Below are 11,775 nucleotides of genomic sequence, written 5' to 3'. Positions count from 1 at the left end.
GCTGCGGTGCGGCCGATCGCGGACTAAGGACCAGCCATAACGAAAAGGGACCATCAGGCCCCGGACGATCAGAGAGGACTGAGGGTGATTTCAACGCGACGGTTCTGCGCTTTGCCCGCTTCGCTGCTGTTGCTGGCGATTGGGTTATCCGGACCCATACCCTGAGTACGAATGCGGTTAGCCGCCACGTTCTGGGTGATCAGGGCACTGGCAACGCTGTCAGCACGCTGCTGTGACAGGTTCATGTTCAGTGAACGCGAACCGGTGCTGTCGGTGTAACCCAGCACGTTAATGGCGGTTTTTGGATACTCTTTCAGTACCATTGCCACGCCGGTCAGCGTGTTCGCACCCGCAGGTTTCAGGCTGCTGCTGCTGGAATCAAAGGTGACGTTGCTTGGCATGTTCAGCACGATGTTGTCGCCGTTACGCGTTACGCTAACGCCGGTGCCTTTCATTTTGTCACGCAGCTTAGCTTCCTGCACATCCATGTAGTAGCCCACGCCGCCGCCGACCGCTGCGCCCGATGCCGCACCAATCAGTGCGCCTTTGCCGCGATCTTTTTTAGATGATGACAACACGCCGATACCCGCGCCTGCCAGCGCGCCGAGGCCCGCACCGATGCCCGATTTACCCGCCTGTGATTCGCCGGTGTAGGGATTTGTCGTACAGCCAGAAAGCGCAATGGTGCCGCTCAGTAACAAGGAGAACGCGAAAATGCGCTTGTTCATCTTAAATCCCTCAAAAAAATCATAAAGACCCATTTATAAGCGGTACGATTATGACGTCCAAAGATGAAGAAATGTCTGGGTAAAAGTCTTATTTTTGTAAAGAACGGCGTCACTGATGCGCTGGATGGCGAAAACAGCCGGTTAAATGATCGTTTACCAGGCCGCACGCCTGCATAAAGGCGTAACAGATGGTCGGGCCAACAAAGGCAAAGCCGCACTTTTTCAGCGCTTTCGATAAGGCTTCCGAGACCGTCGTGCTCGCCGGTACGGCCGAACCCGCAGGAAAATGGTTGATCACCGGCTGATGCTCAACGAACTGCCAGATAAACGACGAAAACGCGTCACCTTGTGCTTCCATCGCCAGCAGCGCCCGTGCATTGGTGACAATGGCGGTGAGTTTGCCGCGATGACGGATCAGACCGCTGTTACTCATTAACCGATCGATCGCCTGTTCATCCATCAGCGCTACCGCCTGTGGATCAAAATGGTGAAACGCCTCGCGGTACGCAGCGCGCTTTTTCAGCACCGTTATCCAGGATAAGCCCGCCTGTTGGCCTTCCAGACAGAGCATCTCAAACAGTGCCTCGCGACGCGTTTCCGGAATGCCCCATTCCCGATCGTGATAGGCGACATAAAGCGGATCTTCAGTAACCCAGCCACAGCGTTGCATGCGATCTTCCTCTTGATTCTGGCGAATTTTTCATCAGTTATCTTGACGTAACGGCCATTGCGGCGATAGTTATTAGCAGCGCGATCCGCGCCGGTTAATCATACGCGTAACTTCCTTTTTCGGCTCTTGTCTGGAGTCATTTATGCTGCAAAAAATTCAGTATCCACTTCGCCTTGTTGCTGGCGCGGTTAGCACGGCATTACTGTTAGCCTCACCGTTGCCCGGCTACGCCTGGGAGCAATTCTATGTGTTTGGCGACAGCCTGAGCGATAGCGGTAACGTTGGCCGTTATACCTGGGATGGCAGCGCGCATCCGCTGTATGACGACATTCTGGCAGAGAAAATTCAGCAAAGCCTGGTGCCATCCAGCGCAGGCGGCACAAACTATGCGGCGGGCGGCGCGGTGGCCACGCCCGCGCTGGATGCGGACAACAATACGCAGCAGCAGCTACAAACCTATCTTAACGCCAACGGTGGCCGTGCCGACGGTAACGGGCTTTATGTCCACTGGGTGGGCGGCAACGATCTGGCCGCTGCCGCGCTAAATCCGCTGGCCGCCGAGCGTATTGTCAGCAGCAGCGCGGCTGCCGCCGCCAGCCAGGTGAATACGCTGCTTAACGCCGGTGCGGGCACGGTGATTGTGCCCACGGTGCCCAACATCGGCGCCACGCCTGCGCTACTGGAGGCGATCATCTCTGTTGGCCTTGCGCCGGTCTCTGGCAACGCATTAGAGGCGGCGTTTAGCGCGCTGGCCAGTCAGGGCACGGCTAACGCTAATGAACGTAATGAAGCCGTGCGCAATGCGTTTTATGCCGCAGCGGGGTCAGCAACCGGTGTGCCGGCACTGCAACAGGCGATTGCCGATCGGCTCTATCAGGCGTGGCAAACCCTGAGCACGCAGGCGCAGGCATTGACCGACAGCTATAACCAGCAGGAAGAGCGCTATCTGGCGCAATATCGCGGCAATATCGTGCGCGTTGATATCAACGGCCTGTTTAACGAAGCGATCGCCGATCCGGCGCGTTACGGCCTGAGCAACACCGCGGGCATGGCCTGTCCGCCAGGCGTATCGGCGGCACAGTGCAGCAGCAGCGAGCCGGGATTTTCGCGCGATCAGGCTTACCTGTTCGCCGATCGGCTGCATCCCAGTCCGGCAACCCATTTGCTGATCGGTGATTATATTCAGTCGGTGCTGGATGGCCCGTTGCAGGCGACGGCGTTGAATCAGGCGACGATGGCGATGGCGCGAGATATGCACAACACGCTGGACAGCCGTCTGCAACAGCAGCGCAGCGGTGAGCAATCAGCGGGTGCGGTGACGGTTTATGGCGGCTATGCCGGGCAGCACAGCGATGTCGAGACCGGCGCAGGCGACGGCGATGCGGTGACGCACAACCTGACGCTGGGTGTCGATTATCAGCTCACCGACAGCTGGCTGGTGGGTATGCTGGCGTCCGGCTCCAACGACAATCAGCATCCGACGCCCGATTACGACTACCGCATGCGCGGCTGGCTGGTTTCGGCCTACAGCGCCGTTACGCTGTTTGAACAGGGTTACGTCAGTGCGGATCTGCATTTCGCCTCTGCGGATTACGATGACATCACGCGTAACATTTCACTGGGTCCGGCATCACGCAGCGAACAGGGCAGCACCGATGGCCGCCAGCTGGGCGCCCGCGTAATGACCGGCTGGGATTTTCCACTCGGTCAGGCGGTGACCACCGGGCCGGTGGCAAAATATGCCGTTGATTACAGCCGGGTTGACGGTTATCAGGAGAACGGCAGCGACAGCACGGCGATGCGCTTCGGCGATCAGACCTATCATTCACAGATTGGTGCGCTGGGCTGGCGGGTTGATTCGCGGCTGGGATGGATCAATCCGTGGGCTGAAGTGAGCTATAACCATCAGTTTGGCGACGATCGCTGGCGCGCCAGCGGCGGACTGAAATCCACCGCCACGCGTTTCAGTCGTGAAAGCGCAGAGCAGGACAGCAACTGGGTCGATGTCAGCGTCGGTGCCAACCTGCCGTTGACGGAAAATGTCGCCGCGTTCGCGTCGTTTACCCAAACCGGCGGCCTCAGTACAGGCGAGCAGTTCATGTATAACCTCGGCGTCAGTGCCCGCTTTTAAGCGGTAAAGGCACGCTACTTGCCGTTTTGGCGGTGAAAAGGGCATCAAATGGGAAGCCGATCGGAGAGCTGGAAATATAATTAGCGCGCTTTTTATTTTTTAGGAAACATTATGCGCGACAATCTAATTATTATACGCAATGAACTGCTGGTATTTCTGGCTCAGGGACTGTTTTTAACGCTGATCATGGGGCTGATTTTTATCGACGTAAGCTGGATGAGCGACGGCCTGCATGAGAACTCATTTACTGAGATTTCGCAGGAAGTCATGCTGGCGATCATCAGCGGTCTGTTTTTTGTGCAGGCGGTGAAACACCCGCGTCTGCGCGGCAGTCTGGCGCTGGTGGGCGGTTTTTATGGCTGCATGCTGATCCGCGAAATGGACTTTCTGTTTGATGAACTGCATCACGGCAGCTGGGTCTGGTTTGCCCTTGCCCTGGCGCTGACGTCGCTGCTGGTGGCGCTGCGTCATCCGGCACGCACGCTGGCTGGGCTGGTCACACTGCTGCGCCATCGCGCCTGGCATATGATGGCGGCGGGCCTGCTGACCACGCTGGTGTTTTCACGCCTGTTTGGCATGAACGACCTGTGGCAGCACCTGATGCCGGATAATTTTCATCATGTGGTAAAAAACATGGCGGAAGAGGGATCGGAGCTGCTGGGCTACAGCCTGTGCCTGCTTTCCAGCGTGCGCTATCTGCTGTTTTTACCGCGCCGCGCCATGGTTTTCGCTACCGAATCACAGCCGATTCGCTGGCAGAACGTCGCCTGATTACCCGCGCTCGCCGCACAGAATTAGGCGATCCTTACCGCTAAACTTGATAGAATATCGCTTCAGGCGCTGGCGCCTGAATGCGGTAATCGATTTGCTATGCGGGATTCCATCATGTCTGTCAAAATTCTCACCTCCACCATTATCGGCATCGACGCTTTTTGTCAGGATCCGGCGCAGGCGTTGCAGGCGACTGAACAGGGCGCCGTGGCCGTCTTCGCCAATAATGCGCCACAATTTTATGCGCTTACGCCGCAACGCCTGGCGCAATTACTGGCAGCCGAGGCGGCGATGCAGACGCGCAATGATGTCGCGCTGGACGAACAGCTATTCCAGGATGATGCCGCATCGCCCGTGGCCATTGCCGTGCCGGCGGGTAAATTTTCGCTCTATGATGGCTGGCAACCCGACGCCGATTTTTTGCGGCTGGCCGCCGTCTGGGGCGTATCGCTGAGCGCACCGGTTACGCCTGCGGAGCTCGCCTCTTTTATTGCTTACTGGCAGGCAGAAGGCCGCATGTTTCACCACGTTCAATGGCAGCAGAAGCTGGCGCGCAGCCTGCAGGTTGGACGCGCTACCAACGGCGGCCAGCCACGACGCGATCTGACCCAGGTTGCAGAGCCCGATCACACCATTCCTGATGGATTCCGAGGTTAGCGATGAAAAGCCCGACCACACTGTTTACCCGTTTACAAAGGCTGGTTCCGGCGCACGTAAAGCCGAAATTCACCAGCGGCGAAGAGCTAATTAAGTGGAACCAGGAGCAGGGCCGCCAGCGTTCAGAGTCGATCGTGCGTGAAAACCGTGCGATGCGTATGCAGCGGGTGATGGGCCGCTCCGGCATTCGCGAGCTGCACATGAACTGTTCATTTGATAACTACCGGGTGGAAAACGAAGGCCAGCAGCGCGCACTGGCGCTGGCGCGTCAGTATGCCAGCGAGTTCGAAGGCAACATCGCCAGCTTTGTGTTTTCCGGCAAACCGGGCACTGGCAAAAACCACCTCGCAGCAGCCATTGGTAACGACCTGATTTTACGCGGCAAAAGCGTGCTGATTGTGACCGTGGCTGACCTGATGTCCAACATGAAGGGCACCTTCAGCGGCACCAGCGACACCACCGAAGAGCGGCTGCTGCACGATCTCAGTACCGTTGACCTGCTGGTTATCGATGAGATCGGCATGCAAACGGAATCGCGTTACGAGAAGGTGATTATTAATCAGATTGTCGATCGCCGATCCAGCTCGAAACGGCCCACCGGCATGCTCTCCAATCTCGATCATGCGGGCATGAACCAGCTGCTCGGCGAGCGGGTAATGGATCGCATGCGCCTCGGCAACAGCCTGTGGGTGCGCTTCGACTGGGAAAGCTATCGCAGCCGGGTACGCGGCGACGAGTATTGAGTGAGGCTGGTGGTAAAGCATGAAAGCGGCACAGGCTAATAAGCGTGAAGGTCAGCAGAGATCGTACCGCAAACTTGTGCAGAAATGGCAGAAATCAGGCTGCTTAACTACCGTAGAATTTGAATTTAACAGCGATCGGGTTTATATCCGGCGTGATGAGGCGGGTAATCTCATTCTTTCTCTTAAGCCAGCTAACCCTGATAACGGGGATGACGTGCTTAAGCTGGTGAGCAAAGCACAGGTTAACGATGCGTTTTAAGTCACTCAACTCATCGCAGCACAGGCGTTGAGCCTTACTATGACCATCGTGACCCGCGATCAGGCTTTCAAAAAACTACCTGATTGGGTGCTGGAAGAGTGGATACTATAATCCGATTGTAAAAATGCCCGCGCTGTTAATACACGCGGGCATTTTTTTGGCGCAGTTTCAGCGCGCCAGCGATCGTTACCGACTATTTCTGATCGAGATCGGTGCGATTGTCCAGCGTTTGCCGGTATTCATCAAGGAACGGCTGCTCTGCCGGATCGATGCGGTCCATGCCGCTGGTGAAACGGTGCCAGTAGGGATACTGCGGTGCCGGACGCGTCGCCTGCTCAATCCGCGCCAGCTGCGCTGGGCTGAGCGTCAGGCTGGCTGCGGCCAGATCCTCCTGCAGATGCGCTTCGGTGCGGCTGCCGATAATCAGCGATGAGATACCCGGACGCGTCAGCAGCCAGGCGAGGCACACCTGCGCCGTGGTGGCATTCGCTTCTTCGGCCACCGCGCTGAGCACGTCGATCACGTCCCAAGCATGTTCCATATCGTGCACATAGGGTTCCGGCCAGCCGTTGCCCTGACGCGAGGTTGCCGGTGTTTTCTGACCGCGACGCACGGTACCGGTCAACAAACCTTCGCCCATTGGCCCCCAAATCAGCGTACCAATATTCTGATCGATCGCCATTGGCAGCAGCTCATACTCCGCCTCACGCGATTCCGGCGTGTAGTAGATTTGCTGGCTCACCGGCTTCATCAGTTGGTTAACCTCGGCACAGCCCAGCGTTTTCATCATCTGCCAGGCGGTGTAATTGGAGGTGCCGAAATAGCGAATCTTGCCGCTTTTCACCAGATCTTCCAGCGCCCGCAGCGTCTCTTCCGGCGAGGTGACGCCATCCCAGTTATGAATCTGATAAAGGTCGATATGATCGGTTTTCAACCGACGCAGGCTGTTTTCACAGGATTTGATCAGGTGAAAACGGCTGGCGCCGCTGTCGTTGGGATCGTCGCTCATCGGGCTGCGCGCTTTGCTGGTAAGAATCAGTTTATCGCGATGTACGGCCAGCGCATCACTCAGCACCTCTTCCGCGCCACCGTGTGAATAGAGATCGGCGGTATCCACGGCGTTGACGCCGTGTTCGAGGGCAATATCAAGAAATCGGCGCGCCTGTTTGGCATCAACATTACCGGTCTTTTCAAAACCCGCCTTGCCGCCAAAGGGAACCGTACCCAGCGTCAGTTCAGAGATCATCAGACCTGAATGGCCCAGCTTCCTGTATTTCATTGCTTTTTCCTCTTTAGTGTCATGGGAAATCCGTGTCGCGGTTAAGGCGACACCCCAGAGAAAGCGTAGACTATTGGTTTTTTTTATTATTATTCATGGCGTTATGAAGTGGCTTATTCCTGTGCAAAGCAGAAAATCACACTGCCGTGCTTTTGATCGTAATCAACGCCGCAAGCCTCGTGCAGCGCAACAATGGAAAACGTTGAAAACGAGGAGGCGATATGAACAGAGAAATGATGACCTTGCCGGAGGTGGCGCGTTATATCGGCGTGGCACCGGCGACGCTGGTGCGCGTGCTGTGCAATCGTGGTTCGCTGGACGGTGTGCCGCTACCTGAAGCGGTGGACAAGGCACCTCCAGGCCGCCGCCACTGGCTGTTTCATGAGGTCCGCCAGTTCAGGCACGCACTGGAACGTGCGCGGCATCAGGTATAGGCAAACGCCTGGTTTTACCGAATGCGACATGCGCCGTAGCCTGTTGTCTTTGAACAGAAGGTGATGAGCCAGCACGAAGGTGCCGTCAGCGTCAGGTACCGTGGAAAAAAGGTTTCAGACGGTAATTTCACCGTAGCGATCGCGGTACTCTTTCGGCGTGCTGGCATACACCTTTTTAAACACCGAATAGAAATATTGCAGCGAAGGGTAGCCGCACATCTGTGAAATCTCGTTGATCGATAATGAGGTCGACACCAGCAGCGAGCGTGCTTTTTCCAGTTTCTCCGCGTGAATCACCGCGTGAATGGTTTCGCCGGTTTCATCTTTAAAACGTTTTTCAAGATTAGAGCGCGATATGCCCACCGCATCCAGCACCTGTTCTACCTTGATGCCTTTGCAGGCGTTGTAGCGAATAAAATGCATCGCCTGAATCACCGCCGGATCGCGCAGTGAGCGATAGTCGGTGGAACGCCGCTCTATGACCTTCACCGGCGGCACCAGAATGCGCTGCAACGGAAGCTGACGTTGATCCAGCAGTCGATGCAGCAGCTTAGCCGCCTGATACCCCATCTGGCGCGACCCCTGTGCCACCGAAGAGAGCGCCACGCGCGATAAAAACCGCGTCAGCTCTTCGTTGTCGATGCCAATCACGCAGAGTTTTTCCGGTACGGCGATGTTCAGGTGTTCGCAAACCTGCAACAGATGCCGCGCGCGGGCGTCGGTGACGGCAATAATGCCGGTCTGCGGCGGCAGCGTTTGCACCCAGTCCGCCAGCCGGTTCTGTGCATGCTGCCAGTTCTCCGGTGCGGTCTCCATGCCCTGATAAACCACGCCCTGATAACGCTCTTCCGCCACCAGTTCGCGAAAGGCATATTCCCGCTCCTGCGCCCAGCGTTTGCCGCTGGCAGCGGGCAAACCGTAAAACGCAAAGCGGTGAACGCCTTTCTCTTTGAGATGCAGAAACGCACTTCTCACCAGCGCGGCGTTGTCGGTGGCGATGTAGTGCACCGGCGGATAATCCTCGTCACGATGATAAGAGCCGCCAACGCCAACGATGGGCACATCGACGTTTTTGAGCAGCTGTTCGATCTGTTTATCGTCGTAATCGGCGATCACCCCATCGCCCAGCCACTCTTTAATGTTATCGATGCGACAGCGAAAATCCTCCTCAATAAAAATGTCCCAGTCGGTTTGCGACGCCTGCAAATATTCCCCGACGCCTTCCACAACCTGACGGTCATAAACCTTGTTGGCGTTGAACAGCAGGGTGATGCGAAAACGTTTTTCAAACATGGCTGTGTTCCACTGTTTATTCTGCTTTCTGAATAGCACAGTGCTGTGATGACCAGAAATAAATTCATCCGCCATGTGATCGCCTACACGCGCCGCTTGGTGGCGGAGTCCATCCAGACCGCCAGCAGCAGAATCGCGCCTTTGACGATGTACTGCCAAAAGGTCGGCACATCCATCATGCTCATGCCGTTGTCCAGCGATGCCATGATAAACGCGCCCATCACCGCGCCCGCCACGCTACCAATACCGCCCGCCAGACTGGTGCCGCCGATGACGCAGGCGGCAATGGCATCCAGTTCGGCAATGTTACCGGCCGAAGGCGAACCGGCACCCAACCGCGAACTGAGAATCAGGCCAGCAATCGCCACCATCAGGCCATTGATAGCAAACACCGCCAGCTTGGTGCGGGCGACGTTGATGCCCGACAGACGCGCGGCATCGATATTGCCGCCAATAGCGTAAATACGTCGGCCAAAGGCGGTTCGGGTAGCGACAAACAGGCCGCCGAGCAGCAGCAGCGAAAGAATCAACACCGGCGTTGGCACGCCGCGGTAGTCATTCAGCATCCAGATCGCACCCAGCACAATCACCGCCGTTAACGCCTGACGCGTCACGGTGCCGGAAGCGGCAGGCATCGCCAGCCCGACTTTTTGCCGACGCAGCCGCAGCCGCCATTGCCAGACGATAAATAGTGCCAGGCACGCCACGCCGCAGCCAAAACCGATACCAGCAGGCAGGTAGCTTTGGCCAATTTGCGACATCGCCGGGCTGGTCGGCGCCACGGTGGTGCCGTTGGTGATGCCGACCAGAATGCCGCGAAAGGCGAGCATGCCAGCCAGCGTGACGATAAACGACGGCACCTTGCGGTAGGCAACCCACCAGCCATTCCACGCGCCGAGCAGCAGCCCCATCACCAGCGTGACCACGATGGTCAGCGGCAACGGCCAGCCGAGCCAGACGTCAAAAATAGCTGCTGCGCCGCCCAGCAGGCCCATCATTGAACCCACGGAGAGATCGATTTCGGCGGAGATAATCACAAACACCATGCCCACCGCCAGAATGCCGGTAATGGCGGTTTGGCGTAGCAGGTTGGAGATGTTGCGCGCGCTGAGGTAGGCACCGTCGGTGGTCCAGGTAAAGAAGGCCATAATCAGCACAATGGCCAGGATCATTACTCCCACCTGCAGATTAATGGGTACGCCAGCTTTTTTACCTGCGGCGACCGGTGCCGCGGGCTGGGTTGAATCGGTCTTAAGCATAGTGTTCACTCCGCAGGGCCGCTTCCATAATCTTCTCCTGAGTCAGATCGCGATTAATCAGGTCAGCCTTGAGCTGGCCCTGATGCATCACCAGCACGCGATCGCTGAGACCCAGCACTTCTGGCAGTTCTGAGGAGATCACGATAATGGCGATCCCCTGCTGGGCCAGCTGGTTGATAAGTTTGTAAATTTCATATTTCGCACCGATATCGATGCCGCGGGTAGGTTCATCGAGGATCAGGATGCGTGGATTCAGCAGCAGGCATTTTGCCAGCACCGCCTTTTGTTGATTGCCACCGCTCAGGCGACCAATCGCCAGCTCTGGTGATGCCGTTTTGACTTTCAGGCGCGCCATTGCCTCGCCAATGGCCTGTTGTTCTCGCGCTTCATCGACCACCGAAAACGCGCTGCTGAACTGGCCCAGCGCCGCCAGGGTAATATTTTTGCCGACGCCCATCACCGGCACGATGCCATCCTTCTTTCGATCTTCCGGCACCATGGCAATGCCCTGCGCAATGGCGTGCTGGCAATCGGTAATGCGTACCGCCTCACCGTTGACGTAAACCTGACCTTCCCAGCGGCCGGGCCAGACGCCAAATAAACACTGAACGGTTTCGGTGCGCCCGGCGCCAACCAGCCCGGCAATGCCCAAAATCTCACCGCGCCGCAGATTGAACGAGAGGTTATCCACGCGCTTAATGGTGCGGTTGACCGGATGCCAGGCGGTAAGGTTTTCCACCCGCAAAATCTCTTCGCCCACTGGATGCGGTTCAACCGGATAGAGCGAGGTCAGCTCGCGCCCCACCATCATAGTGATGATGTCATCTTCGCTCATCGCGTCGGCGCGGCGGGTGCCGATATGCTGACCGTCGCGAATCACACAGATGGTGTCGGAGATCTCCTTCACCTCGTTGAGTTTGTGTGAGATATAGACGCAGGCGATGCCGTGATTGCGCAGATTGCGAATGATATCCAGCAGCACCCGCGTCTCCTGTTCGGTCAGCGAGGCAGTGGGCTCATCCAGAATCAGCAGGCGAACCTGCTTGTTCAGCGCACGGGCAATTTCCACCAGCTGCTGTTGACCCAGCCCCAGCTCGCCGACGCGCGTTTCGGGTGAAACATCCAGCCGCACCTGCTCTAACAGCGTCTGGCAGCGCAGCGTCATGGTGTCGGTATCCAGCACGCCGCGTTGGGTCAATTCGCCGCCGAGAAAAATGTTCTCCATCACCGTCATCTGCCTGACCAGCGCCAGCTCCTGATGAATAATGACAATGCCTTTGCGCTCGGTATCGCGAATGGTGGTGGCACGCAGCGCTTCCCCGGCGAAAAAGATATGCCCCTGATAGCTGCCTGTTGGATACAGGCCGCACAACACCTTCATCAGCGTCGATTTACCCGAGCCATTTTCGCCACACAGCGACATCACTTCGCCGGGCTCGAGACTCAGCGATACGTTGTCCACCGCTTTTACCGCGCCGAACAGCTTGGTGATATTTTTCATTTCAAGCAGCCTGGCCATCACGCGTCTCCCGGCAGTCGATCAAGGTAGCC

Annotated in this window: 12 protein-coding genes; 6 read left to right on the top strand and 6 right to left on the bottom strand. The window is 57.2% G+C overall.

The window, feature by feature from the left end; translation table 11 throughout:
• Nucleotides 1-68: 68 nt before the first annotated feature.
• Nucleotides 69-728, bottom strand: a complete 660-nt coding sequence (locus ACJY2L_RS16710; protein WP_067434885.1) for an OmpA family lipoprotein — start codon at nt 726-728, stop codon at nt 69-71.
• 109 nt (nt 729-837) lie between these two features.
• A complete protein-coding gene (locus tag ACJY2L_RS16705) occupies nt 838-1,398 on the bottom strand; it encodes a DNA-3-methyladenine glycosylase I (protein ID WP_439213945.1) in 561 nt (186 codons plus the stop codon).
• Between the two features lie 142 nt (nt 1,399-1,540).
• Here ACJY2L_RS16705 and ACJY2L_RS16700 point away from each other — a divergent pair, with 142 nt between their 5' ends.
• The 5 genes from ACJY2L_RS16700 (at nt 1,541) to ACJY2L_RS16680 (ending at nt 5,959) form a co-directional block, all read left to right on the top strand.
• Nucleotides 1,541-3,529 carry an autotransporter outer membrane beta-barrel domain-containing protein gene (locus ACJY2L_RS16700; protein WP_439213946.1) on the top strand — a complete coding sequence of 663 codons (1,989 nt, stop codon included), beginning with the start codon at nt 1,541-1,543 and terminating at the stop codon, nt 3,527-3,529.
• Between the two features lie 111 nt (nt 3,530-3,640).
• Nucleotides 3,641-4,300: a hypothetical protein gene (locus tag ACJY2L_RS16695; RefSeq protein WP_209501025.1), complete on the top strand. Its 660-nt coding sequence runs from the start codon at nt 3,641-3,643 to the stop codon at nt 4,298-4,300.
• A gap of 114 nt (nt 4,301-4,414) precedes the next feature.
• The gene (gene dnaT / locus ACJY2L_RS16690; protein ID WP_439213947.1) at nt 4,415-4,957 is read left to right on the top strand and encodes a primosomal protein DnaT; all 543 of its coding nucleotides are present in this window, start codon (nt 4,415-4,417) and stop codon (nt 4,955-4,957) included.
• A gap of 2 nt (nt 4,958-4,959) precedes the next feature.
• The gene (gene dnaC, locus ACJY2L_RS16685; protein WP_067434870.1) at nt 4,960-5,700 is read left to right on the top strand and encodes a DNA replication protein DnaC; all 741 of its coding nucleotides are present in this window, start codon (nt 4,960-4,962) and stop codon (nt 5,698-5,700) included.
• 19 nt (nt 5,701-5,719) lie between these two features.
• Nucleotides 5,720-5,959, top strand: a complete 240-nt coding sequence (locus tag ACJY2L_RS16680) for an antitoxin (RefSeq protein WP_439213948.1) — start codon at nt 5,720-5,722, stop codon at nt 5,957-5,959.
• 193 nt (nt 5,960-6,152) lie between these two features.
• On the opposite strand, the gene ACJY2L_RS16675 is transcribed toward ACJY2L_RS16680, so the two are convergent.
• On the bottom strand, nt 6,153-7,238 hold the full coding sequence (locus tag ACJY2L_RS16675) for an aldo/keto reductase (RefSeq protein WP_067434867.1): 1,086 nt from the start codon (nt 7,236-7,238) through the stop codon (nt 6,153-6,155).
• Nucleotides 7,239-7,459: 221 nt separating this feature from the next.
• On the opposite strand from ACJY2L_RS16675, the gene ACJY2L_RS16670 reads away from it, so the two are divergent.
• Entirely contained in the window at nt 7,460-7,672 is a 213-nt protein-coding gene (locus ACJY2L_RS16670) for a hypothetical protein (RefSeq protein ID WP_067434864.1), read from the top strand.
• 114 nt (nt 7,673-7,786) lie between these two features.
• On the opposite strand, the gene xylR is transcribed toward ACJY2L_RS16670, so the two are convergent.
• The 3 genes from xylR to ACJY2L_RS16655 form a co-directional block, all read right to left on the bottom strand.
• Nucleotides 7,787-8,965: a D-xylose utilization transcriptional activator XylR gene (gene xylR / locus ACJY2L_RS16665; RefSeq protein WP_439213949.1), complete on the bottom strand. Its 1,179-nt coding sequence runs from the start codon at nt 8,963-8,965 to the stop codon at nt 7,787-7,789.
• A gap of 83 nt (nt 8,966-9,048) precedes the next feature.
• On the bottom strand, nt 9,049-10,224 hold the full coding sequence (xylH, locus tag ACJY2L_RS16660; RefSeq protein WP_439213950.1) for a xylose ABC transporter permease XylH: 1,176 nt from the start codon (nt 10,222-10,224) through the stop codon (nt 9,049-9,051).
• Complete coding sequence (locus ACJY2L_RS16655) at nt 10,217-11,743, bottom strand: xylose ABC transporter ATP-binding protein (protein ID WP_439213951.1); 1,527 nt, start codon at nt 11,741-11,743, stop codon at nt 10,217-10,219. The genes xylH and ACJY2L_RS16655 overlap by 8 nt, the downstream gene beginning before the upstream one ends.
• Between the last annotated feature and the right edge of the window lie 32 nt (nt 11,744-11,775).

The organism is Duffyella sp. Ts4, from assembly GCF_051851875.1.
Classification (GTDB): Bacteria; Pseudomonadota; Gammaproteobacteria; order Enterobacterales; family Enterobacteriaceae; genus Duffyella; species Duffyella gerundensis.
The sequence above is the reverse complement of the archived record's forward strand: the minus strand, read 5'-3'. Positions and strand labels throughout refer to the sequence as shown.

Coding starts and splice junctions, on each gene's coding strand:
- ACJY2L_RS16695 (WP_209501025.1), top strand. CDS start 3,641: ATGCGCGACAATCTAATTATTATACGCAATGAACTGCTGGTATTTCTG.
- xylR (WP_439213949.1), bottom strand. CDS start 8,965: ATGTTTGAAAAACGTTTTCGCATCACCCTGCTGTTCAACGCCAACAAG.
- ACJY2L_RS16710 (WP_067434885.1), bottom strand. CDS start 728: ATGAACAAGCGCATTTTCGCGTTCTCCTTGTTACTGAGCGGCACCATT.
- ACJY2L_RS16700 (WP_439213946.1), top strand. CDS start 1,541: ATGCTGCAAAAAATTCAGTATCCACTTCGCCTTGTTGCTGGCGCGGTT.
- ACJY2L_RS16675 (WP_067434867.1), bottom strand. CDS start 7,238: ATGAAATACAGGAAGCTGGGCCATTCAGGTCTGATGATCTCTGAACTG.
- ACJY2L_RS16705 (WP_439213945.1), bottom strand. CDS start 1,398: ATGCAACGCTGTGGCTGGGTTACTGAAGATCCGCTTTATGTCGCCTAT.
- ACJY2L_RS16670 (WP_067434864.1), top strand. CDS start 7,460: ATGAACAGAGAAATGATGACCTTGCCGGAGGTGGCGCGTTATATCGGC.
- ACJY2L_RS16655 (WP_439213951.1), bottom strand. CDS start 11,743: ATGGCCAGGCTGCTTGAAATGAAAAATATCACCAAGCTGTTCGGCGCG.
- dnaT (WP_439213947.1), top strand. CDS start 4,415: ATGTCTGTCAAAATTCTCACCTCCACCATTATCGGCATCGACGCTTTT.
- xylH (WP_439213950.1), bottom strand. CDS start 10,224: ATGCTTAAGACCGATTCAACCCAGCCCGCGGCACCGGTCGCCGCAGGT.
- dnaC (WP_067434870.1), top strand. CDS start 4,960: ATGAAAAGCCCGACCACACTGTTTACCCGTTTACAAAGGCTGGTTCCG.
- ACJY2L_RS16680 (WP_439213948.1), top strand. CDS start 5,720: ATGAAAGCGGCACAGGCTAATAAGCGTGAAGGTCAGCAGAGATCGTAC.